Raw genomic sequence first — 22,813 nt, forward strand, 5'->3', positions numbered from 1 at the left:
AACCGGCACTATCGACTCGGTTCTTGCTTGCCGACAGCGCGATGTCCCGGTTGTTTTGCTTTGGCTGTCAGCGTGACCCAGGCCACACCGCTCAAGGTGACCAACGCCGACAACCCGGCACCCCAGGAAATATGTTCGCCGAGCAGCAAGACGCCGAGTACCGCGCTCAGCAGCGGTACCGAGAGCTGTACCGCACCGGCGCTAATCGCCGTCATGCGCCCACGAACCCAGTACCAGATCGCATAGCCAATCGCAGAAGCCAGGCTGCCAGACAGCAGGGCATAGGTCATGCCCCACCTATCGACACTCAGGTGATCGTGCTGCACCCACATCAGCAGCAACGCCAGCGGCACGGCCCAGAGAAAACTGGTTGCGGTGTTGGCGATCGGCGAGTCGCAAGCACGCCCAAGCACCGAAAAACCGCCCCAGGCGAACCCGGCCACCGCCATCAGCGCCGCCGCTGACCACGCTGGCGTCGAGGCGGAAGGCGCAAGAAACGCGGCCATGCCGCCCAGTGCAACCAGCACGCCGAGCAGGTTGGTTCGTTCGCCGTTGCCGTAGCCGTAAGCGATCATCAACAGTTGCGCCGAAGCGAACAGCACCAGTGCGCCTGCGCCGGTACTGATATCGCGATAGGCAAAGGAGAACGCTGCCACATAGGTAAACAGCAACACCGCCGACCACAACCCCGATGGCGTGAACTTCAGCCTTACGCCCTGCAGCAGCGCAATCAGCAGCAGGGTCAGTGCCCCGGAAATCACCCGGATCGCGGTGAATGATGCTGCGTCAATCGTCGTGGTCTGGAAGGCCGCTCGCGTCAGCAATGAGTTGGCTGCAAACGCCAGCATGGCGAGGCTGGTCAGCAACACCACGAGCAGCAGACGCTTCTCTGTGTTATTCATACGCGCACCTTTTTTATTGTTGAAGTGGTGAGTCAGTCAAGACTATGCGAAATGTGACTTCGCCTGATCTCATCCTTTGGTAGGTCTTAGTGGCGTTCGAGGCAGACTGATGACGTTGGTAATGGAAAACCTGACTCGCTTTGAGCGTATTGAATGCTCGATGGTCAATGCCAGTGGCGCCCGTTACCCCAAGCACACTCATGAAGAGTACGTGATCAGCGCGAACCTCAGCGGGCTGGAGCGGATCTGGTTCAACGGCAAGCAGCAACAGGTGCTATCCGGCGAGGTGACGCTTTACAACCCGATGACCGTGCAGGCATCGGAGTTCTGCGGCACAGGCGCGCAATTCATCAGTGTGCATCTGGATGCGCAGCAAGTGCACAGCATCTTTGACCAGACCAGCAGCGCCAATGACCTGCCCACGTTCGAGGAGGGCGTGCTCCGTGATGGTGCGCTGTTTCGTTCGATCCTCGCGTTGAATGAGCAGTTGGACTCCAGCGGTCGAGACGAAGCGTTACTGGTGCTGTTCAGTGAGCTGGCGCGTTTTCGTACCACGCCAGCAACTACCGATGAGCCAGTGCGCCTGGCGCAGTTGATCCGTTTCATGAAGGACAATCTGTACGAAGCGATTGAACTGGAAGACCTCTGCGCCGAAGCCAATCTGTCCAGGTTCCATCTGGTGCGCAGCTTCAAGGCCCTGAAAAGCCTGCCCCCTATGCAGTATTTCAAGCAACTGCGCCTGATCGAAGCACGTCGGCGTCTGCGCCTTGGCCATGCACCGGCACGTATCGCTGTCGAGCTGGGTTTCTTTGACCAGGCGCATTTGAGCAATGCCTTTCGCAACGTGATGGGCACTACGCCGTCGAACTACAGGTCGGGAATGGGGTAGAGTGCCGCCCACTTATCAATCGTTGTTTGAGCAATGAATCGTCCGCTATTTGTTTCCCTGGATGGGCCCAAAGGTACCGGCAAAACCACCCTGTTGGAGGCCGTTACCAAAGCGCTGAGGGCTGACAACCACAAGGTGATCCGGCTCTGCGAGAGAAAAAGCGATCCCAACCGTGCTGAAACCATGGCGCTGGTCAACGCTTTCGTCAGAAATCCCAGCTGGGAACTGGAACTGAGGGTTTGTGAGCGCTTTGCGCACAGCCGTGCCTGGATTTCCCGGCATGTGCTGCCTAAGCAGCCAACCGATAGCATTGTCCTGATCGATCGCTGGTACCCGTCGGATGCCGCGTTTCGGCGGCTGGTGCCGTTTGCAGACATTCTTCAGCTGAACATTGATCACAATGTGCAAGTGCCAGACCTGCATGTCGGGGTTGTCACCGACCCTGACGTTTCCTGGGCCAGGGCGGCGGCACGCTCACGTGGGCTGAGCAGTACGGTGATGCACAAGCTGCAAGAGCATGTCGCCTGTACCGAGGCGTTCGAGCGGGCGGTCGCTGATCAGGGCTGGGTGTTATGCCGTAATGAAGGATCGATTGAAGCGGCGACGCGGCAAGTGGTGTCTGAGATCTATACCGCAGCGGGTAGGAGCGGGCTTGCCCCGCGATTGCGGTGAATCAGAACCAGCGCGATCGCGGGGCAGTTGGCGGTCTTTCGCTATGCTCATCGCACTGAGAGCGTGTTAGCAGGGAGGAAGGCCAATGGCCACTGCACTTCTCGTGGACCCGACACCGATCGTGCGCAGTGCCTTGCGGGATCTGCTGGAAAATATGGGGCACACTCGTATTGACGAGGCGGTGGACATCCCCTCGGCGCTGACGCTTGCCCGTGAACATCACCCGGAACTGGTGATCCTCGAAATGGCCCTGCCAGGGGCCGGTGGGCTTGACCTGCTGCGCCGCTTGCGGGCCCGCGATCCGGCGCAGAAACTGCTGGTGTACAGCCGCCAGAACCCCGAACATTTTGCGCCGCTGTGCTTTCAGGCCGGCGCCAGTGGTTTTGTCAGTAAAGACGAGGACCTTGGCGGGCTGCGCAAGGCGATTGTCGATGTGCTGGCCGGGCGCGCGCATTTCGCCCGCCATTACATGCAGCCGGGCAGTGGCGGGGAGCTGGCGAGTTTGACGCCCCGCGAATTGGCGGTGTTGCAGTTGATCGCCGAGGGGCACTCCAATTTGCGCATCGCCGATCAGTTGCGCATCAGTTTCAAGACGGTGAGTACCTATAAGGGCAAGCTGCTGGAGAAACTGCACGTGAGGTCCAACGTCGAACTGGCGGAAATCGCCCGGCGCAACGGTCTGGTAGCGGGGCAGGAGAGCGGCTCCGGTGCCCTGGCAGCGCAGGAACTGCCGCTGGAACTAGGCCTGTTGCGCGGCCTGGTGGACGCTGCGCCCAATCCCATGTTCGTGCGCACCATCGAGGGCCGGTTGCTGTTCTGTAACCAGCGCTTTCTTGACTACTACCACATCACCGCAGAGGAGGCGCTGAACTCGGGACACGCCGATGCCCGCTGGTTTCCGCCTGCGCTGCGCCAGAAAGTTGCCGAGTCGTTCCCGCGGCTGGTCAACGACGGCGTTCCGATTGCGGTGACCAACCGCGTGGAGGTGTTCGGCGTACCGCGCCTGCTGCACTACTGGATGGTGCCTTACCGCGACTCGAACGGTCAGCCTGCAGGCATGCTCGGGGGGTTGCAGGACATCACGGTCAATGAAGAACACCTGATCGAGCTGCGCGACCAGGCACTGGCTGCGCAAGCACAACTGCACCAACGCAGTGAATTTTACCTGTCATCGCTCGGCGAACTGGCCGAGCGCCTGGCAGATATGGGCCTGCATCCGGCAACGCCAGGGCTGGCCGACCTCACCGCGCGTCTGGCGCGGCTGCGGCGTATCTGTGACCTTGAAGATAGCCACGCAGCACGATTGCCCATGACCTGTGAGCTGCGGGCCTTGGTCGAGCGCTGCCTGATCGGGCATCAGGCCACCTTGTTCGGTACCTCCAGCCTCAACACCGATCGGGTCTGGGTGGATGCGCAGGTGTTCTCGGAATGGATGACCAGTGCCCTGGCCCTGTTTCGCGCCGGCAATGATGCGCCGATTACGCTGCGCCTGGACACGGCCGCTCTGGAGCACGGACGCCTTGCCGCGCATCTGCAGATACACGGGCGGATGGCAGCGCAAAGCATCATCGACCGGCGTCATGCCGAGCGCCTGGCAGAGCACCTTGAGGGGCGCTTCAGCTATGCGTGCGAGGCGGGCGACGTCACCGTTTCGCTTAAACTCGAACTGCTCATGGCCAGTGTCGAGTGACTATCGAATTACTCTGATGGCACGGCCTGAAGGACTCTGAGTTCGCTCCGAACCACCCCGCCCTAGCATGAGTGCAACCCGATTAGTTACGGAGTTGCACCATGAAATCCACTTCGAAATCGTCTTCAAAGCGCCGTCCAGGCGCACTGTCCACCCTCGTCATTGCGCTGTTGATGGCCAGTGGCTCAGTTCTCGCCGCGCCAGCGGCGGTGCCGCAGAAACCGGCGCAGCCATTGGTGATGCTGGCCCACCAGCAATTGCTCGAAGGCAACCTTGCCGGCGCCCAGAGCGTGTTGCGCGAAGCGGGCGCCAAAGGGCAGGGCGGTACCCGTGCTTTGGCAGAGCAGGCCTTTCTGGAAGACGCCTACGGCCGCCATATGCGCGCCCGGCAGTTTTACGACGCCCTGAAGGGCAGTGACCAGCAGGCGGTGATCGCGGTGCCTTCAGCCGTGAACCTGACCGCTCTGGCGCGCTTCGAACAGGCCCGCATCGCGTTCGCCGATATTCAGAAAAGCTCGCCCAGCCCTCAGGTACAAGCTTATGCCGGCCTGTGGCGCCTGTGGCTGGGCGCACGTACTGCAAGCGATGCCGGACTCACGCCAGAAGCGGCCAAGGCACGGGTACAGAAGCTTGCCCGCAGCATCAAACCGGCCACGGCTGAACAACGCGCCCTGGTGGCCCTGTACCAGGGCAAAACCGATAGCTCGGCAGTGCTTGCCGAAATCGACGCCCTGCAGGTTCCCGAGGCGACCAAGCGCGATCTGCGCACCGAAGTCGGCTTGTTCGCTGGCGCCTACCTCGACTATGTCCGCCAGGACCATCAGGGCGCACTGCGCATCTACCAGCTTGCGCTTGAGCAATCGCGCCCCGCAGCCATGGAGCGGCAACTGCTGATCCAGACCAGCCGCGCCCTGCAACTGTCTTCTCGCTGAATTTCCCTACCCATGCCAGGGCGATCCCCTGGAAGGAGCCTTATCATGAACAGAATTTATCGTGTGGTCTGGTCTAAGGTCCAACAATGCTGGTGTGTAGCCAGTGAATTCGCCCGGCATTCGGGTAAGGGCGGCCGCGCACTGGCGCTCGTGTCACTGGGCGCGCTGAGTGGATTGTTCCTGGGTGACGCCGTCGCCGCAGGCGGTTCAAACTACGAGAAAGGCATCGCCGGAAACGGCGGCCTGTACGTCAACGACAGCACCGATTCAGGCTGCGTGTTCGTCCACGATACCGGCGTGAGCGGTGACCAGGGCTGGAAGTACGATGGTAACAACAGCAATTGCAAGGCCGGCGACAGGGCTACCCAAACCGGCCGCGTGCTGTTCTACGGCACCGGCAGCCAGGCCGATGGCAGCAACTCGCTGACCCTGGGCAACGAACTGTATGTCAACGGTGGCCGCATCGGCTTGAACAACAAGATCGATGGCACCAACTCCCTGGCCATCGGTAACGTTGCCAGCGATGCGTTGGGTAACCCCATGGGTACACGTGCCGTTGCCGTGGATTCGGTGGCAATCGGCAATAACGCCATCGCCAGCAAGCAGAACGCGATGGCACTGGGCACTGCTGCCCAGGCGCTGGCCCAGGACAGCGTGGCCTTGGGCGCAGGCTCGGTTGCGGGTACCGCGGCTGGCGTACTCGGTTTCATTCCTAATGGCGGCAACCCGGCCCAGGCCAACGCGATCAGCGCTACCACCAGTACCTTGGGCGCGATCGCCGTCGGTGATGCCGGCAGTGGCAAGTTCCGCCAGATCACCGCAGTGGCTGCCGGCACCCAGGACAGCGACGCGGTGAACGTGGCCCAGCTCAGAGGCGTGACCGAGATGCCGATCACCTTCACCGGCAATGCTGGCTCGGTAGAGAAAAAACTCGGTGATACCCTGGCCATTGAAGGCGCGGCCACCACGGCAGGCAACTACTCGGGCTCCAACCTGAAAACCGAGGTGGACGCCTACGGCAACCTGCAATTGCAGATGGCCGATAACCCGGTGTTCGATTCGGTGACCACCGGCAACACCACGATGAGCACCTACGGCCTGACCATCACCGGCGGCCCGAGCGTAACCATGTACGGTATCGATGCGGGCGACCACAAGATCATCAACGTGGCGCCAGGCGATATCAGTGACAGTTCTACCGATGCGGTCAATGGTTCGCAGCTGAACACGACCAACCAGCAGGTGGAGCAAAACAGCAACATCGTCAACAACCTCAATTACAACATCAACAACGGCTCGATCGGCCCAGTACAGCGCAGCGGCACCGACCAGCTGTCGCTGATTGCATCGGGTGGTGATGCCTATACACCGGGCAACGCACAAGTGCTGACCAACGTTGCGGCCGGCGCCGTCAACAGTGTCTCGGTTGATGCGATCAATGGCTCGCAGCTGCACGAGACCAACCAACGGGTGGACGCCAATACCACCAACATCACCAACCTCGATGGCCGGGTGACCAACGTTGAAGGCGACGTCACCAACCTGGGTGCCCACATCGACAACATCTACACCACCGGCACCAAGTACTTCCATGCCAACTCCACCGGTACCGATTCGTCTGCCACTGGCGTGGACTCGGTAGCGATTGGCATGGGGGCGGTTTCCAGCCATGACGGCAGCGTCGCCCTGGGCGCCGGGTCTGTCGCCAACGGCAGCACCCTTGGGCATCAGGCCTATCTGGTGGGCGGCACTGCCACGGGCGAAGTCAACCTCGGCGACCGTCGCGTGACTGGCCTGTCGGCCGGTGCCGATGATACCGATGCGGTCAACGTCGCCCAGCTTAAGCAAGTGTCGAGCGCTGCCACTGAAGGGTCGGTGAAATACGACCTCAATGGTGATAGCAGCATCAACTACAACAACATCACCCTGGGTGGAACCACCTACAACAGCGTGACCAAAACCGGCGGAACCAAGATCACCAACGTCGCCCGCGGCGAAAACGACAGCGATGCGGTGAACATGTCCCAGCTCAACGAGACCAATACCCAGGTCACCAACATCGATGGCCGGGTGACCAACGTTGAAGGTGACGTCAGCAATCTGGGCGACCACATCGATAACATCTACGCCACCGGCACCAAGTACTTCCATGCCAACTCCACCGGTACCGATTCCTCTGCCACTGGCGCGGACTCGGTAGCGATCGGCATGGGGGCGGTATCCAGCCATGACGGCAGCGTCGCCTTGGGCGCCGGGTCTGTCGCCAACGGCAGCACCCTTGGGCATCAGGCCTATCTGGTAGGTGGTACTGCCACGGGCGAAGTCAACCTCGGCGACCGCCGCGTGACTGGCCTGTCGGCCGGTGCCGATGATACCGACGCGGTCAACGTCGCTCAGCTCAAGAAGGTCACGAGCGCTTCCACCGAAGGGTCGGTGAAGTACGACCTCAATGGTGATGGCAGCATCAACTACAACAACATCACCTTGGGTGGACCTACCTATAACAGCGTGACCAAGACTGGCGGCACCAAGATCACCAACGTCGCTCGCGGCGAAAACGACAGCGATGCGGTGAACATGTCCCAGCTCAACGAGACCAATGCCCAGGTCACCAACATCGATGGCCGTGTCACCACGGTCGAGGGCAGCATCACCAGCATCAACAATGGCGGCGGCATCAAGTATTTCCACGCCAATTCCAGCAAACCCGACTCGGTCGCCAGTGGCGCTGACGCTGTTGCTGTCGGGCCAAGCGCACAGGCCAGTGGCAAGGGTGCTATCGCCGTGGGCAACGGCGCCAGTGCCAGCGCCGATGGCAGCGTGGCTCTGGGGCAGGGCGCCAGCGACAACGGTCGTGGTGCGGAACACTACACCGGCAAGTACTCCAAGGCTGCCAACGCCAGCGTCGGTACCGTCTCGGTGGGCAATGCCGCGACCGGTGAAACCCGCACTATCAGCAACCTTGCCGATGGCAAAGAGGCCACCGATGCCGTCAACCTGCGCCAGCTTGATGGCGCCGTGGTGGAGTCCAAGCAGTACACCGACAACTCCATCAGCAACATCAACACCAAGGTCGCCAACGTCACCACCAATGTCAGCAACCTCGACAACCGGGTGACGCATGTCGAGGGCGACGTGAGCAAGGTACAGAACGGCACCGATGGCATGTTCCAAGTGAACAACACCAGTCGCTTGCCGAAACCGAAAGCGAGCGGCAAAGACGCGGTGGCTGGCGGCGCAGGGGCTCAGGCGGTGGGCAACAACAGCACCGCTATCGGCAGCAACGCCAAAGCCAAGGGCGCCAACTCGGTCGCGATCGGCGCCAAGTCGGTAGCCGATCGGGCCAATAGCGTCTCGGTTGGCAGCGCTGGAAACGAACGGCAGATCACCAACGTGGCCGCTGGTAGCGCAGCGACCGATGCGGTGAACGTCAGCCAATTGCAGCGCAGCATGGGCGACATCTCGAACTCCTTCTACGACTACACCGATGCCCGCTACGACGCATTGCGCCACGACCTGAAAAAGCAGGACGACATCCTCAGCTCGGGTATTGCCGGTGCGATGGCCATGGCCACCTTGCCACAGCCTTATGCGCCTGGCGCCAGCATGGCGACCGTCGGGCTCGGCAACTTCCGTGGCCAAGGGGCGCTGGCAGTCGGTGTTTCGAAGATTACCGACAACGGCAAATGGGTAATGAAGCTGCAAGGCAGCACCACCAGCCAGGGTGAGACTGGCGTTGCGGTGGGTGTCGGTTACCAGTGGTGAGTTTTTCCATCAAGGCCCGGTTCTGCCGGGCCCTACCGAGGAGATAGACATGAGCACTTTCCATAACACCGCGGTACGTACACTGATCATGAGCTGCGCCGGCCTGCTGTTGGCAGCCTGTGGCACCCTCAGCCAAGTAGACGACCAGGGTCACAGCGCCGAACCGAAGTTTCCTGCAGTCAGTGAGTCGTATCGCCCGCAAGGTAGCTACGTGAATCTTGAGAACCTGGCGAACGTTCAACCGGGCATGAGCAAGGCGCAGTTGTACGAGCTGTTAGGTGCCCCACATTTCCACGAAGGCCTGTTCGGCGTTCGCGAGTGGGACTACATCCTGCGCTTTCGTCGCGCTGGCCAGGCTGATCGGGTGTGTCAGTACAAGGTGCTGTTTGACAAGGACATGAAAGCCCAAAGCTTCCTGTTTTCGCCGGCCGATTGCCTTGACCCGCTCAAGCCGCTGGCAACCTCCGTGATCAACCAGGGTAAGGAGTGAATCATGACGACTTCCAGTAAATGGCTGACTGCCATGCTGTTGCCGCTCTGCCTGCTGGCTGGCTGCAACAACACTGCACAGAACGCTACCGCCCAGATGAAACCTGCCACCCTGAGCATCCTGGAGTACCCGGCATTGCCTGTGATCCGTAACGCGGTGTTCAGCATGTCACCGCTGGTGGATGGCAAGCGCAACCCAGCGGTCATGCAGCATATTTGCGGCTTGGCACGTGGCGAGATGCAGCAGGCTGAAGTTGACCGTTTCGTTGGCGCCAGTGGCGAAACGAGCGAAGACCTGAAGAGCAAGGGCGGTGTTACTGCGCTGCTGGTCAACGGTAATCGCCAGGCCCAGGAAGTTGCCTGCGCCGCGTTCCTGGCGACGGCACCGTTGATCCAGGCCGATGGTCGCGACTTCATTGCCGAGCAGAAAAGTGCTGATGGCACACTTCAGGTCGACAAGCGTCGTCTGCAAGAGGTCATGGCGTTTCGCATGGCCTTGGCCCGCACCGATGCCGAATACTTCACGCTGATCGCGAAAAAGCTGCAGCAGACTCCCGGCTTGACCTCTGCTGAGTACCAAAGCAGAACCCGTGAACTGTTCTCCGAGCTGGCACCGGCCTACCTCAAACGCGCCAAGGAACAGATGCCGCTGCCCGGTACGCAATACGACGTCAAGCGCCTGGATGCAGAGCGCTTTGCCTTCGGCACGTCCAATGGCGGTGAGTATGCGTACGGTAACGATGGTATGTCGCTGCGCCAGGACAACATCATCTGGTATGGCGAGGGTCAACTGATGGGGCAACATCAGATGCTGCAGATTGCCTACTACCCGCAAGAAGTGGTCAACCGCATCCATTAGCAATGTAGGAGCGGGCTTGCCCCGCGATCGTGGTGGTTCTGATACACCGCGATCGCGGGGCAAGCCCGCGCCTACCGGGTGCTAGGCAACAGGCAACTGGAAACTCCAGGCTTGCGCTGGAACCAACCGACAGAATGGCCCGCCAAGTGTTGCATTGTGATGCGCGACAATATCCTCAGCCCTCATCTGCGCGGTGTCAGAGCAGGTATGACCATCGGCAATGAGTACCGCGTCGAATCCAAGATCTCGCGCAGCACGGCATGTGCTGTCAACGCAGTACTGAGTCTTCATTCCGGTCACGACTACGCCGGTGGCACCGCAAGCGCGCAAGCGGGCTTCCAGCTCGGTAGACGCGAAGGCATTTGGCCGATGTTTTTCGAACACTGTTTCATCGCCTTGCAACATCAACTCGGGTGCAATTTCCGTTAGCGGGCTCCCCGACTCGATAGGTGATCCGGCTGGCCCGATGTGGCGTGCGATAAAAATCGCCGCGCCAGCACTGCGCGCCTTCACCATCAGTCCATTGACTGTCTCCAGTAGTGCTTCGCAGCGCCACGGCTTTTCCGGACCGTGAACCAGTCCGACCTGGATGTCGAGTACCAATAAGGCATACATGGGCGCATCTCCTTGCGTTTGAGCCATCAATGAACAGTAGGGGCGGGCTTGCCCCGCGATAGCGGTGTGACAGGTAGATCGCTATCGCGGGGCAAGCCCGCTCCTACAGGGGGTCCTTTAAATCAACAAGTTAACTGCATCAAACAGCTCTCGATCCTCTGGCTTCGACGAGCGCGCTCGGCGCCTCACCACCTGCAACAAACACTCGACAAAACACTGCGCCGCCGTTCCCAGCTGGGTATTTCTCGGCGTAACAATCCCGATCGTGTCGGTGGCAAAAGTTTCCTCCAGGTCCAGCCGCGCCACCCGCTCGCGGTAGATCGGCACGGTCAGCATCGGCTCGGGGCAGTAGCTGAGCATGTCTGTCTGTTCAATCAGCGACAGCATCAACTGCAACGACTGCGCACGCTGCACCTGTTCAACCGGGATCTGCGCGTTGTGTTGCCAGAACAGTTCAGTCATGAAGTCGTCGTGGCCGGTGTCGGGGTAGTTGACCACCCAGTCCTGATCCAGCAGTTCATGGATGCTGCGGCACGCTTGTTTCGGATGCCCGCTGCGGGCGATCACCGCCATCTGGTAGGAAAGCAGCGGATCACAGGCAAATTCCGGGCGCGGCAGCAGGGCGGAGACCAGGCCGATGGCAAACTCCATGGTGCCTTCGCGCAGGCGCGGCAGGGTGACGGCCATCAGGCCTTCGAAGATCTCCAGGCGTACTTTCGGCATGCGTTGGCGAAACAGCTGCACCACTTCCGGCAGCAACGCCATGCCCATCCACGGCGAGATGCCGAAGCGCAGGTGGCCTTCGGTCTGGCCTTTGAGGTGGGTCAGTTCCCGTTGCGCCAGTTCCAGTTGCCCGAGCATTTGCCGGGCGTGGGTCAGCAGTGAGCGGCCGTACAGGGTCAGGCCCACGCCACTGGCGTTGCGCACCAGCAGCGGCAGTTGCAGGTGCGCCTCCAGTTCGCGCAGGGCTTTGGAAATGGCGGTTTGCGAGACGTCAAGCGTACGCGCGGCGGCGCGGATGCTGCCGCAATCGGCAATCGCCACCAGTGCCTGAAGTTGATGCAGCTTCATGGTTTCCCTTGTGTGTAAGCGTAAACCTTTGGTTGTCAGCGCAACCGAATTGCGGACTTCCGGGGCTTCGCAGCGCCACCCTATGATCTGCGCAGCATGCCCAGCCCTGGGAAAAACAACAATAGGAAACGCCATGAGTCATCCCGCCGTGCTCCCCGGTATTGAGGCGATCGAAGCCGAAATGATCGCCCTGCGCCGTCACCTGCATGCTCACCCGGAGCTGAGCTTTGAAGAGTTCGCCACCAGTGAGCTGATTGCCACAAAACTTCAGGAATGGGGTTATGAGGTGCACCGTGGCATCGGTCAGACCGGTGTGGTCGGCCGCCTGCAACGTGGAACCGGGCGCAAGGCGATCGGGCTGCGCGCCGACATGGACGCTTTGCCGATTACCGAGCAGACCGGCTTGCCCTACGCCAGCAAGCATGCGGGCAAGATGCACGCCTGTGGGCATGACGGGCACAGCGCAATACTGCTGGCGGCGGCCAAGTACCTGGCGCAGCACGGTGACTTCGATGGCACGCTGACGCTGATTTTCCAGCCAGCCGAGGAGGGTGACGGCGGCGCCCGGCGCATGCTCGAAGATGGCCTGTTCGAGCGCTTCCCCTGTGATGCGGTATATGCCCTGCACAACATGCCAGGGCTGCCAGTCGGCACACTGGCGTTTCGCAGCGGGCCGTTCATGGCCTCGACTGACACGGTCAGCATTCAGGTGCATGGCGTCGGTGGGCATGGGGCGATGCCGCACAAGGCGGTTGATGCGGTGTTGGCCGGTGCGGCGATTGTCATGGCGCTGCAGAGTGTGGTGGCGCGTAATGTCGATCCGCTCGATTGCGCGGTGGTGACCGTGGGAGCGATTCATGCCGGAACCGCTGCCAACGTAATTCCCGAGCACTGCGAACTGCAGTTGAGCGTGCGTGCGCTCACGCTAACGGTGCGTGACCAGCTGATCGAACGCATCACCGCGATTGCCCAGGCGCAGGCGGCCAGCTTTGGCGCCAGTGCCCGGGTGCTGGTGGATGAAGCGCAGCGCTTCCCGCCGCTGGTCAATCATGAGCAGCCCACGGCCTTTGCACGCCAGGTGGCGCTGGACTGGTTGGGCAGCGATGGGGTGATCAGCGACAGCAAGCCGCTGACCGGCAGCGAAGACTTTGCCGTGATGCTCCAGCACTGCCCCGGCAGCTACCTGTTGATCGGCAATGGCGACGGCGAGGGGGGCTGCATGGTGCATCACCCCGGTTACGACTTCAACGACGACTGCCTGGCCCTGGGCGCCAGCTACTGGGTGCGTCTGGTCGAATCCTATCTGGTCTGAATTTCACCGCCTGCCGGTCGCGCAGCCGTGAGTGCTGCGGGCCAGAGGAGTTGTCATGTCTGTTACCGTTATGCAGGCGGCGCCTGCCGCCGTTGTGCGCCCGCCGATCAGTGCCCGGGCGATTGCCGCGATCACCGTTGGTTCGGCGCTGGAGTTCTTCGAGTTCTCGGTGTTCAGCTTTTTCGCCACGCTGATCGGCCGTCAGTATTTCCCGGCGCAGAGTGAGATCAGCCAGCTGTTGCTGGCGCTGGCGACGTTCGGCCTGGGTTTTGTGATGCGCCCGTTGGGTGGGGTGATCATTGGTGCTTATGCCGACCGTGTCGGCCGTCGCCCGGCGATGTTACTGACCTTGAGCCTCATGGCCATCGGCTCGGCGCTGCTGGCCTGCACGCCAACCTATGCGCAAATCGGCCTGGCAGCGCCGCTGATGATTGTCGCTGCACGCCTGGTGCAAGGCTTTGCCATTGGCGGCGAAGTGGGGGCGTCGACGGCGATGCTGATGGAGTACGCAGGCGACCACAACCGCGGCTTTTACGGCAGCTGGCAGTTCTTCAGCCAGGGCTTGAGCTTTCTGTTGGGCTCGCTGGTGAGCCTGGCGCTGACCCTGAGCCTGAGTGCCGAAGCCCTGGAAAGCTGGGGCTGGCGCATGCCGTTCCTGCTCGGTCTGCTGATTCTGCCGCTAGGTGTGTACATTCGCCGCCACTTGCAGGAAACCGCAGAGCAAGAAGCACCGGGCGAAGTACGGACGCCAGCGCTGAAGCTGATCTTTACCCGATACCGCCGTGTGCTGGTTGCCGGTGTACTGATGACCATTGGCGGCACTGCCAGCAGCTACATCGTGCTCGACTACATGACCAACTACAGCGTCGCCGTGCTCAAGCTGCCGATGTCCATGGGCATCGGCGCCTCATGCCTGGGCGCTTTGGTGCAGATCGTGCTGTCGCTGTGGGCGGGCAAACTCAGTGACCGCATTGGCCGACGCCGCACCATCGTGCTCGGCAGTATTCCGATGCTGCTGTTGATCTACCCGGCATTCGTGCTGATGACCCATTACCCGACGCTGCTCGCCTTGCTGTCGGTATCGCTGGTGTGCACGTTCTTTCTGGTGCTGATCACCGGGCCGTCGGTGGTGATGCTCACCGAGCTGTTCCCGCGGGCCATTCGCGCCTCCGGGCTGTCGATTGTGTACTGCCTGGGCGTGTCGATCTTCGGCGGCTTCGCGCAGTTCTTTGCCACCGGCCTGATCAGCCTCACCGGTGACAGCCATGCTCCGGCGTTCTACGTGATGCTCTGCGTAAGCGCCACCCTGGCCGGACTCTCGCTGGTCAAGGAGACCGCCGGCCAACCGTTGAACTGAGCCGTCTGCAAAAGGCGGTTGAACAATAACAACAAGCGCTCAAAGCGCCCCTTGCGATGGATAACTGCATGACCTTTCTCTCGACTTCGCGGCCGTTGGCGGTTGCCTGCGTGGCTGTTTTTCCGCTGCTGGCAACGGCGGCTGAACACGGCTTTATCGAAGACAGCGAGCTGACCCTGAGCACCCGCTCGGTGATCCTCAATAACCAGATCAAAGGCGACGGTCATGACCGCCGCCCGCATAACCGACGCGACCCGCGCGATGTGTCGCTGGGATTGAAAGCCAATTTTGCCTCCGGCTTCACCCAAGGCACGCTGGGCCTGGGCGTTGATGCCTTTGCCTACAGTGGCTTCAAGCTCGATGGTGGCGACGGCCATGCCGGCTACGGCACCGTTCAGATGAACAAACACGGCGAAGCCCAGCGCAGTTTTGGCAGGGCCGGTGCGCTGATCAAGGCGCGCTATGCGCAAAGCCAGCTGCGCTATGGGCAGATGCAGGTGACCAACCCGGTGTTCGCCACCTCCGACACCCGCGTATTCCCCAGCACCGCCACCGGTTTTTTGCTGAGTAGCCAGGACATCGCCGGGCTACTGCTTGAAGGCGGGCACTTCACCGCCGGCACCGAGCCGTCTTCGACCAGCAGCAAAGGCGGGCTGTGGGCCAACTACGCCAACATCGAAACGCGCGCGGTGGATTTTGCCGGTGGGCGCTATGCGTTGAATGATCACTGGTCGATGAGCACCTATGGCGCTGACTTCGAAGACCTGTGGCACCAGTATTACCTGGGCAGCACCTACAGCTGGACCCTCGACCGCGCGTCGCGGATCGACCTGGATGTGAACGGCTACCGCACCAACGACGCAGGCCAGGCCCTGGCCGGTGACATCGATACCACGGCGTTCTCCACCCAGGTTGCCTATACCTGGCTCAACCACAAGGTCAGCCTTGGCTTTCAGCGGATCATCGGCGACACCCCGTTCGACTACATCGGCTTTGGCAACAACGGCTCTGGCGCCTTCGGCAACTCGATCTACTTGAGCAACCCGGTCATGGCCTCGGACTTCAACGGCCCCAACGAAAAGTCCTGGCAACTGCGCTACGACCTGGACATGACGCCCTACGGCGTGCCGGGTTTGAGCTTCATGGGTCGCTACGTGTACGGCTACGACATCAGCACCTCCCCCAATCCCAACTTCCAGGCCTGGTCGGCGGCTGACGATGCACAGCATCAGGAACTCGACCTGGAAGCCCGCTACGTGGTGCAGAGCGGCAGCGCCAAAGGCATGAAAGTGCGCCTGCGCGAGGGTTACCACAACGCCATGCGCGGTCAGCCAGACGGCGACATCAGCATGCACATGATCATCGTCGAATGGCCGCTGCGCCTCTTCTAAGCGTAATGCCCAGGGTGACCTGCGCGGCGGGTCACCTCAGCCAATCAGTAAAAATCCGACAACAACAATACTTCAGCGGAGCTTCAACCATGCGAATCAAACCTGCCTGTTTATCCTTCAGTCTTTTGAGTGTGCTGGTCGCCTCGGCGAGCCAGGCGGCCCAGACCGACTGGGTCGAAGCCGCAGTGACGGCGGTCAACCCGCAAGTGATCGAGTGGCGCCACGACATCCACCAGCACCCGGAGCTGGGCAACATGGAGCTGCGCACCTCGGCGCTGGTGGCCAAGCAGCTGCGTGCAGCGGGTATTGAGGTACGTACCGGTGTTGGCAAGACCGGCGTGGTGGGCGTGCTCAAAGGCGGCAAGCCCGGCCCGGTGATTGCCCTGCGTGCCGACATGGATGCCTTGCCGGTAGAAGAAATGACCGGCCTGCCGTTCGCCAGCAAGGCGCAAGGTGTGCGCTTGGGCAAAACTGTGCCCGTGATGCATGCTTGTGGTCACGATACCCACACCGCCATGCTGCTGGGCGCGGCCAAGGTACTGGCCGAGCACCGCGAGCAGGTCGCCGGTACCGTGGTGTTCCTGTTCCAGCCAGCGGAGGAGGGCGCGGCAGATGCCGACGACTTCGACACCCAGAGCGTGGCCGGCGCCCGCGCCATGATTCGCGACGGCGCGCTCGACTCGCCGAAGGTAGAAGCCGTGTTTGGCGTGCATGTCATGGCCGGCTACCCGACCGGGCATCTGTATTACAAAGACGGCCCGGTGCTGAACAGCGATGACGAATTCCGCATCACCGTCAGCGGCAACCAGACCCACGGATCCGCACCCTGGACCGGCACCGACCCGATTGTCGCCAGCGCACAGATCGTCAACGGCCTGCAGACCCTGGTAAGCCGACGCACTGACCTGACCAAGGGCATGGGCGTGATCAGCGTGGGTTCGATCAATGGCGGCACTGCCAGCAACATCATTCCGCAGTCGGTGGTAATGACCGGGACCATCCGTTCCAACCACCCGGACATCCGCGCTGGCATCCTCGAGAAAATGCCGTCGATGGTTGAAAGCATCGCCAGCAGCTACGCGACCAAAGCCAGCCTGCAGTTGGTGCCGTATGCGCCGGTAACCGTGAACAACCCGGCCCTGACCCAGGCCATGCTGCCCGCCCTGGAAAAAGCCGCGCCCGGCAAAGTAGAGCGCCTGCCCGCATCGCTGTCGCCCAGCGAAGACTTTGCCTTCTACGCACAGAAAGTGCCGGGCCTGTTTGTATTCCTCGGCGCCACGCCTGTGGGCGAAGACATGAGCAAGGTGGCCAACAACCACAGCCCGTACTTCGTCGCCGATGACGCTACCCTGGCGACCGGCGTGAAAGCACACGTGCAGTTCGTGCTCAATTACCCGGAGCGCGATAGCGGGGCTTGATCAGCCGTTATCGAGAATCTGCGCAATCGTCTGTGCAAATGCCTGAGGCTGTTCAAGCATCATCAGATGGCCAGCTTCAGGCATGAGACTGCGCATGTAATTCCCACTATGAGGCAAGCTCTGAAAAGGCCGAACTATCAGGCTTGCGTCAGCCAGCACATTGAGAATACTTTTCATTCAATGTTAGACTTTTCTCCTGTCGAGGGTGCACTGGATTTAAGGCGAATGTCGCAAGATCGCGAAGACCTGTTAGCTGCGTTCATGGAGAATCGCGAAGCGCTCCACGGCTACTTGGTTCGTCAGTTTGGAAACACCAATCTTGCCGAAGACATCGCCCAGGAAACCTGGCTACGCGTCGCAAGCCGCGCACTGAACCAACACATCGGCAACCCCCGCGCCTATATATTCCGCATTGCCCGTAACCTTGGCCTGGATATACGTCGCCGTCAGGCATTGGGCATTGAGGTACAGGCCGATCCCGAGATCGTCGAGCAAGTGCCAGCGCACAGCATTGACCCCTTACACTCGGTGCAGCTAAGCAAACAGCTGCAGCGACTGGTCACGGTTGTCGAGAACCTGCCGCCGCGTTGCCGCGAGGTATTTATCCTTTGCCGTCTTGAAGGACTGGACCACCAGCAGGTGGCCGAGCGCTTGAACATCTCAAAGAGCACTGTGGTCTCGCAGATGGTTAAGGCGCTGAAATGCATTGAGCAGGCAATGCAATGAAAGGACCGGTAGACTATCGGCCTCCCAACGGCCCGTCAGTACCTTCGCGCATGTCCGGACAAGACATACCAAGCCCTCTCGACCAGGCGCTGGAATGGTGCGTGCGCTTGCACGACACGAGCGCGACCGAGGATGATCGCCAGGCGTTCGAGCGCTGGTTGGCAGCGGATTGTTCTCACCCGCCAGCCTGGCAGCGAGCATGCCAGGTATGGGGGGGCACCACGCTCATCGCCCGGGCTTATGCCAACGCTAATCCCACGGCACCGCGTCGCAGAGCTGCCACGGCCTGGGTAGGTTGGGCCAGTGCTGCTGCACTATTGCTAGGGGTGACGTTGGTTGCGCTCGGCCCTGAACGATGGGCTGACTACCGGACCACCGTGGCGCAGACGCGCAGTTGGCAACTGGATGACGGCTCGACCCTGCAACTCGCACCGCAAACCTCACTGGATGTGAAGTACAGCGCGGGTGAGCGGCGAATTCGGCTGTACCGGGGCGAGGCCTGGTTCAAGGTCGCGGCCAACCCCGAGCGGCCCTTCATCGTCGAGGCAGGAGACAGCAGCCTTCGTGCTTTGGGTACCGCATTCGATGTGCGCTTTGATGGCGACCAGGGCCAGGTGGTGGTGACCGAGCACGCGGTCAGGCTGACGCATAACGGCAAGCAGGCAGATGTTGAAGAAGGCCAAGCGCTGAGCTTCGGCCACGCCGGCCTGAGCACTAGCCAAGCCATCAATGTGAGTCAGCAGCTTTCCTGGCGAGAACAGCGCCTAGTCTTCAAAGACACGCCATTGCCTCAGGTCATCGAGCAGTTACAGCGCTATTCCGAGGCTCACTTGCTCATGAGTGATAAGGCTCTCCAGGAGCTGTCGGTGACGGCCGCGTTCGATGCCCGCAATCCGGTACAGGCTCTGGATAGTCTACAAGTGATCCTGCCGCTTCGAATCACCACTGTCGGCCCTTGGCTCACACTGATCCGCGTCGACGAAAAAAAAGTCGAAAAAAAATAGATCAGGCATCGTTGTCTTTTCTTCGCCGTCCGTCATAAGGCTTATCGCAAACGGGAATGATTTGCGAATAACGCTGCCAATACGACGGAATCCACTACCCAATGTTCAATAGCCCCCTGCGCCTGGCGTCCGATACGCCAGTGCTCGTACGCTTCAAACCCTTGGTGCTTGTTGGTGCCTTGGGCTGCTTGGCCGCATTGCCCGAGGCGATCTTGGCGCAACCCAGCAGCATCACGCAGTCAACGGACCGCCAATACAGCATTGAAGCCCAGGCACTGGATGCGGCGATCCTGGAGTGGTCGGCCATTAGCGGTATCCAGTTGTTCGCCGACGGTCAATTGACCCGCGACCTGACATCGACAGCGGTGCGTGGCTACTACACGCCTGCCGCGGCCCTGACGCAATTGCTCCGGGGGACAGGGCTGAACTTCACCCTAGCGCAAAATAACCAGGCCTATCTGTACAAACAGGAGGGCGAAGGCAGCGCCGTCAAGCTCGACGCGACCACCATCGAGAGCCAAGGGCTAGGCAACACTACTGAGAACACCGGTTCTTACACAACTGGCACCACCATCGTCGGCAGCAAAGTCGCCCAGTCAATCAAGGAAGTCCCTCACTCGGTATCCGTGGTTACTCGCCAACGCATCGAGGACCAAAACCTCACCACGCTGACCGACGCACTGGACAAGACCACGGGTGTCACCCTGCAGAAGAACGGTGCCTCCGGCTCTTCGCTGGGCAACGACACTAACTTTTTCTCTCGTGGCTTCGCTGTGTCGAACATTCAGTTCGACGGTGGCGCGCCCATGGACACGTCGATTTCCGGCTATGGCTCGATCAGCCAGTTGGATCTGGCGCAATATGACCATGTCGAGTTTCTTCGTGGGGTCGACGGACTCTATTCCGGCAGCGGCAACCCGGGCGGCAGTATTAACCTGGTGCGCAAGCGCGCCCTGGACCACAACCAACTCAAGTTCTCCACCTCGGCCGGTAGTTGGGACACCTATCGTACCGAACTCGACGCCACCGGTCCTCTCACCCAGGCCGGCAACATTCGGGGCAGGCTGGGCATGGCCTACCAGAACAACAAGTTCTTCTACGACGTGGCCAATATGGAGAAGCATCTATTCTACGGATCGCTAGAGTTCGACCTGAGTCCCAATACCCTACTCACCATCGGCGGTAGTTACCAGGAAAGCGAAGGTATCTCCAACTTCGGCGGCCTGCCGCGCTACAAGAACGGCGACGACATCGGCTTATCGCGCAAAACTGCGTTCGTCACCACCTGGGACACCGTGCACGACAAGACCAAACAGGCCTACCTCAAGCTCGATCACAACTTCAACGAGGACTGGGTCTGGACCAGCGACCTGACTTACATGGACATGGATCGCGACGCCAACTCGCTGTTCGCCAACGGCGCGGTCGATCCAGTCACCTTGCAGGGCCCAATATGGCTGCACTTCCCAGCCAAGACGGGCCTGGAGCGCAAAGGAATAAACAGCTACTTCAAAGGCGGCTTCGACATGTTCGACTTGCGTCACGACGTGTTGCTAGGCGCCGACTACTCCCATGCCGATGGCTATACCGTGCAGCGCTGGGGCAACGACAACTTCCTCCCGGTCAATATCTTCGACCTCGAACGCCCAGCCGACCTGGGGAGCCTGCCGAACAAGACCGATGACAACACGACCGAGAAGTACGGCTATTACGGCATGACTCGTCTGTCGCTGAGCGACAGCACCAAGCTGATACTCGGCGCCCGTGTTGCAACCTACAAATACCGAGACGTGGAAGTCTTCTTTGACGACTTCGGCAACGTACTGGACGACCCAGCCCCGTACCATCGCCGGTTCAAAGAAAAAGGCGTGACCACGCCTTACGCAGGGCTGACGTATGACCTGACCACGCAATGGACCACCTACGTCAGTTACGCCGAGACCTACAAGCCGCAGTTCCTTCAGCAGGCATACCCGAACCAGACTCTGGACGCGGCTACATCGAAGAATTATGAGGTCGGCCTCAAAGGCCTGATCTTCGATGACAAGGTCAACACCAGCTTCGCGGTCTACCGTATCGAGCAGGAGGGCGCCGCTATCCAAGACCCGCGCTACCCGTTGGCGTTCGGCGCGTATAACTGCTGTTTCTTGAACCAAGGGAAAGTGATCAGCGAGGGCTTCGACGCCGAGATCAGCGGTGAAGTGCTGACAGGGCTCGAGCTCTTCGCCGGCTATACCTATAACCACACCATCGACAAAGCCAATGACGACAGTCGCGCCATTTACGCGGCGGTCACGCCCAAGCATCTGTTCAAACTGTGGGGCACCTACCGTCTGCCAGGCGATTTGGAGAAGTGGAAAGCGGGCATGGGTGTCACCGCACAAAGCAGCAACGGCCGCAGTGGCACAGTGAACGCCTTCAACCCGGATAGCGGGCAGTACGACGGTGCCGCCGAAGCGTTCAAGTTTATCCAAGCCGGCTACGCCATCTGGAGTTCGAGCCTGGAGTACCAGATCGATAAAAACTGGTCAGCGACCGTCAATGCCAACAATATCTTCGACAAGAAGTACTACCAGACCGTCGGCACCTCCGCGAACGGCAACTTCTACGGTGAACCGCGCAACTTTACGCTCACCCTGCGCGCCAGCTACTGACCCGGTCAGATAGCAGCCGGTCATCAGAGGCCGCTCTGGGGGGGATTAGAGGCTCGGTGGGAGCGGGCTTGCCCCGCGATGCGATATGACAGGGAGATCGCTATCGCGGGGCAAGCCCGCCCCCACAGCGGGTACCAGGTGTTCCCACCTTACTCGGACATCCCCGCTATCACCCAGCCAAGCGAGGCTGGCAGCATCGGCCCATGCCCCAGGCCATCGAAGCGTTTGAAGGTGACGTTCAGCCCCGGCACAGTCGCCAGGTTTTCACCCAATTCGCGCGCTGGACGCTCGGCATCGCCTTGGCTTGGCCCCCGTGGCTGTGAAGGTTCCTCACCACCGCGCATCAGCAGCAGGTGCGCATGCGTGTTGCCCAGCCGCTGCTGTAAGCCTGCAGCTTCCTGCACGATTGCGCCGTCATGCCACCATAGCGAAGGGCTGGCGGCCGCGTAGGTGCTGAACTCATGTGGGCGGGTGAACAGCGCGTGCAGCACCGCAAGCCCTCCGTAGGAGTGGCCCCAGAGTGTTTGCCGGCTGTTATCGATCCGCGCAACGTTGGCCACCATCGGGCGCATGCGTTGACTCAGCAAGTCGAAAAACTCATCCACGCCACCACTGGGCTGTCCGGTCAGCGGGTCGAGTTGTTCGCTTTTCCCAGGCAAGCGTGGGGTGTAGTCGTAGGTGCGTGCACTGCGCTCGATGCGCTGGTCGGTTTCATAGCCCACGGCAACCAGCAGCGGTGCCTGGCCTTTGGCGAGGGTGTGCAATTGCTCGGGGCTCAAGGCGCCGATGGCGGCATTGCCGTCGAGCATCCACAGCACCGGGTAGCCTGCAGCGGGGGCGGGGCGGTCGGGGCGGCCAACCCACAGCTGATAGTGACGCTTGCCGTCGGCAGAGTTCAGATGCAGGGACGTGAAGAAATACGCCAGTTCCTGATGCTGCAACAGGCTGGTGTCCATCTTCTGCTCGTGCACCGGCTGCGCCTGAGTAAGGCCGCACGTCACTAAGCTCAGTGCCCACGCCAATAGTAAGGGGGTCTTGTTCATGTGGCGTTCTCGTTGTGGCTTCAT

18 protein-coding genes are annotated in these 22,813 nt (G+C 60.9%); 14 read left to right on the top strand and 4 right to left on the bottom strand.

Features of this window, described 5'->3' with window-relative positions; genetic code table 11:
* Positions 1–8: 8 nt before the first annotated feature.
* Complete coding sequence (locus tag ACVWSC_RS11705; protein WP_442113790.1) at positions 9–902, bottom strand: DMT family transporter; 894 nt, start codon at positions 900–902, stop codon at positions 9–11.
* A 121-nt stretch (positions 903–1,023) separates the two neighbouring features.
* Here ACVWSC_RS11705 and ACVWSC_RS11710 point away from each other — a divergent pair, with 121 nt between their 5' ends.
* The 7 genes from ACVWSC_RS11710 to ACVWSC_RS11740 all read left to right on the top strand — a co-directional run bounded on the left by ACVWSC_RS11710 (position 1,024) and on the right by ACVWSC_RS11740 (position 10,198).
* A complete protein-coding gene (locus tag ACVWSC_RS11710; RefSeq protein ID WP_476461730.1) occupies positions 1,024–1,791 on the top strand; it encodes a helix-turn-helix transcriptional regulator in 768 nt (255 codons plus the stop codon).
* A gap of 33 nt (positions 1,792–1,824) precedes the next feature.
* Positions 1,825–2,463, top strand: coding sequence for a dTMP kinase (locus ACVWSC_RS11715; RefSeq protein WP_442113792.1), 639 nt, complete (start codon positions 1,825–1,827; stop codon positions 2,461–2,463).
* 85 nt (positions 2,464–2,548) lie between these two features.
* Positions 2,549–4,153, top strand: coding sequence for a response regulator (locus ACVWSC_RS11720; RefSeq protein WP_442113793.1), 1,605 nt, complete (start codon positions 2,549–2,551; stop codon positions 4,151–4,153).
* A 101-nt stretch (positions 4,154–4,254) separates the two neighbouring features.
* On the top strand, positions 4,255–5,085 hold the full coding sequence (locus ACVWSC_RS11725; protein WP_442113794.1) for a hypothetical protein: 831 nt from the start codon (positions 4,255–4,257) through the stop codon (positions 5,083–5,085).
* A gap of 45 nt (positions 5,086–5,130) precedes the next feature.
* Positions 5,131–8,850, top strand: a complete 3,720-nt coding sequence (locus tag ACVWSC_RS11730) for a YadA-like family protein (RefSeq protein WP_442113795.1) — start codon at positions 5,131–5,133, stop codon at positions 8,848–8,850.
* A 49-nt stretch (positions 8,851–8,899) separates the two neighbouring features.
* A complete protein-coding gene (locus ACVWSC_RS11735; protein ID WP_442113796.1) occupies positions 8,900–9,340 on the top strand; it encodes an outer membrane protein assembly factor BamE in 441 nt (146 codons plus the stop codon).
* Positions 9,341–9,343: 3 nt separating this feature from the next.
* On the top strand, positions 9,344–10,198 hold the full coding sequence (locus ACVWSC_RS11740) for a hypothetical protein (RefSeq protein ID WP_442113797.1): 855 nt from the start codon (positions 9,344–9,346) through the stop codon (positions 10,196–10,198).
* A gap of 81 nt (positions 10,199–10,279) precedes the next feature.
* Here ACVWSC_RS11740 and ACVWSC_RS11745 read toward each other — a convergent pair whose 3' ends face one another.
* Together ACVWSC_RS11745 and ACVWSC_RS11750 are read right to left on the bottom strand one after the other, a co-directional pair.
* Positions 10,280–10,813 carry a cysteine hydrolase family protein gene (locus ACVWSC_RS11745; RefSeq protein ID WP_442113798.1) on the bottom strand — a complete coding sequence of 178 codons (534 nt, stop codon included), beginning with the start codon at positions 10,811–10,813 and terminating at the stop codon, positions 10,280–10,282.
* 117 nt (positions 10,814–10,930) lie between these two features.
* Positions 10,931–11,884, bottom strand: coding sequence for a LysR family transcriptional regulator (locus ACVWSC_RS11750; protein ID WP_442113799.1), 954 nt, complete (start codon positions 11,882–11,884; stop codon positions 10,931–10,933).
* 133 nt (positions 11,885–12,017) lie between these two features.
* Here ACVWSC_RS11750 and ACVWSC_RS11755 point away from each other — a divergent pair, with 133 nt between their 5' ends.
* From ACVWSC_RS11755 to ACVWSC_RS11785, 7 genes are all read left to right on the top strand, one after another.
* The gene (locus ACVWSC_RS11755; protein WP_442113800.1) at positions 12,018–13,196 is read left to right on the top strand and encodes a M20 aminoacylase family protein; all 1,179 of its coding nucleotides are present in this window, start codon (positions 12,018–12,020) and stop codon (positions 13,194–13,196) included.
* A gap of 55 nt (positions 13,197–13,251) precedes the next feature.
* A complete protein-coding gene (locus ACVWSC_RS11760; protein WP_442113801.1) occupies positions 13,252–14,553 on the top strand; it encodes an MFS transporter in 1,302 nt (433 codons plus the stop codon).
* A 68-nt stretch (positions 14,554–14,621) separates the two neighbouring features.
* Positions 14,622–15,944: an OprD family outer membrane porin gene (locus tag ACVWSC_RS11765; protein WP_442113802.1), complete on the top strand. Its 1,323-nt coding sequence runs from the start codon at positions 14,622–14,624 to the stop codon at positions 15,942–15,944.
* Positions 15,945–16,033: 89 nt separating this feature from the next.
* Positions 16,034–17,362, top strand: a complete 1,329-nt coding sequence (locus tag ACVWSC_RS11770; protein WP_442113803.1) for an amidohydrolase — start codon at positions 16,034–16,036, stop codon at positions 17,360–17,362.
* Between the two features lie 108 nt (positions 17,363–17,470).
* Positions 17,471–18,088, top strand: a complete 618-nt coding sequence (locus tag ACVWSC_RS11775) for an RNA polymerase sigma factor (RefSeq protein WP_442113804.1) — start codon at positions 17,471–17,473, stop codon at positions 18,086–18,088.
* Entirely contained in the window at positions 18,085–19,092 is a 1,008-nt protein-coding gene (locus tag ACVWSC_RS11780; RefSeq protein WP_442113805.1) for a FecR family protein, read from the top strand. The genes ACVWSC_RS11775 and ACVWSC_RS11780 overlap by 4 nt, the downstream gene beginning before the upstream one ends.
* A gap of 101 nt (positions 19,093–19,193) precedes the next feature.
* Positions 19,194–21,746: a TonB-dependent siderophore receptor gene (locus tag ACVWSC_RS11785; protein ID WP_442113806.1), complete on the top strand. Its 2,553-nt coding sequence runs from the start codon at positions 19,194–19,196 to the stop codon at positions 21,744–21,746.
* A 149-nt stretch (positions 21,747–21,895) separates the two neighbouring features.
* Here ACVWSC_RS11785 and ACVWSC_RS11790 read toward each other — a convergent pair whose 3' ends face one another.
* Positions 21,896–22,789 (bottom strand): alpha/beta hydrolase, encoded by an 894-nt coding sequence (locus tag ACVWSC_RS11790; RefSeq protein ID WP_442113807.1) that lies wholly within the window; start codon positions 22,787–22,789, stop codon positions 21,896–21,898.
* Positions 22,790–22,813: the final 24 nt, after the last annotated feature.

It is taken from the genome of Pseudomonas sp. NUPR-002 (genome assembly GCF_056322725.1).

Excerpts from the sequence above, each read along its gene's own strand:
- ACVWSC_RS11715 (WP_442113792.1), top strand. The coding sequence starts at position 1,825 with ATGAATCGTCCGCTATTTGTTTCCCTGGATGGGCCCAAAGGTACCGGC.
- ACVWSC_RS11750 (WP_442113799.1), bottom strand. The coding sequence starts at position 11,884 with ATGAAGCTGCATCAACTTCAGGCACTGGTGGCGATTGCCGATTGCGGC.
- ACVWSC_RS11725 (WP_442113794.1), top strand. The coding sequence starts at position 4,255 with ATGAAATCCACTTCGAAATCGTCTTCAAAGCGCCGTCCAGGCGCACTG.
- ACVWSC_RS11745 (WP_442113798.1), bottom strand. The coding sequence starts at position 10,813 with ATGTATGCCTTATTGGTACTCGACATCCAGGTCGGACTGGTTCACGGT.
- ACVWSC_RS11740 (WP_442113797.1), top strand. The coding sequence starts at position 9,344 with ATGACGACTTCCAGTAAATGGCTGACTGCCATGCTGTTGCCGCTCTGC.
- ACVWSC_RS11735 (WP_442113796.1), top strand. The coding sequence starts at position 8,900 with ATGAGCACTTTCCATAACACCGCGGTACGTACACTGATCATGAGCTGC.
- ACVWSC_RS11710 (WP_476461730.1), top strand. The coding sequence starts at position 1,024 with ATGGAAAACCTGACTCGCTTTGAGCGTATTGAATGCTCGATGGTCAAT.
- ACVWSC_RS11755 (WP_442113800.1), top strand. The coding sequence starts at position 12,018 with ATGAGTCATCCCGCCGTGCTCCCCGGTATTGAGGCGATCGAAGCCGAA.
- ACVWSC_RS11720 (WP_442113793.1), top strand. The coding sequence starts at position 2,549 with ATGGCCACTGCACTTCTCGTGGACCCGACACCGATCGTGCGCAGTGCC.
- ACVWSC_RS11760 (WP_442113801.1), top strand. The coding sequence starts at position 13,252 with ATGTCTGTTACCGTTATGCAGGCGGCGCCTGCCGCCGTTGTGCGCCCG.
- ACVWSC_RS11705 (WP_442113790.1), bottom strand. The coding sequence starts at position 902 with ATGAATAACACAGAGAAGCGTCTGCTGCTCGTGGTGTTGCTGACCAGC.
- ACVWSC_RS11785 (WP_442113806.1), top strand. The coding sequence starts at position 19,194 with ATGTTCAATAGCCCCCTGCGCCTGGCGTCCGATACGCCAGTGCTCGTA.
- ACVWSC_RS11770 (WP_442113803.1), top strand. The coding sequence starts at position 16,034 with ATGCGAATCAAACCTGCCTGTTTATCCTTCAGTCTTTTGAGTGTGCTG.
- ACVWSC_RS11790 (WP_442113807.1), bottom strand. The coding sequence starts at position 22,789 with ATGAACAAGACCCCCTTACTATTGGCGTGGGCACTGAGCTTAGTGACG.
- ACVWSC_RS11730 (WP_442113795.1), top strand. The coding sequence starts at position 5,131 with ATGAACAGAATTTATCGTGTGGTCTGGTCTAAGGTCCAACAATGCTGG.
- ACVWSC_RS11775 (WP_442113804.1), top strand. The coding sequence starts at position 17,471 with ATGAGGCAAGCTCTGAAAAGGCCGAACTATCAGGCTTGCGTCAGCCAG.
- ACVWSC_RS11765 (WP_442113802.1), top strand. The coding sequence starts at position 14,622 with ATGACCTTTCTCTCGACTTCGCGGCCGTTGGCGGTTGCCTGCGTGGCT.
- ACVWSC_RS11780 (WP_442113805.1), top strand. The coding sequence starts at position 18,085 with ATGAAAGGACCGGTAGACTATCGGCCTCCCAACGGCCCGTCAGTACCT.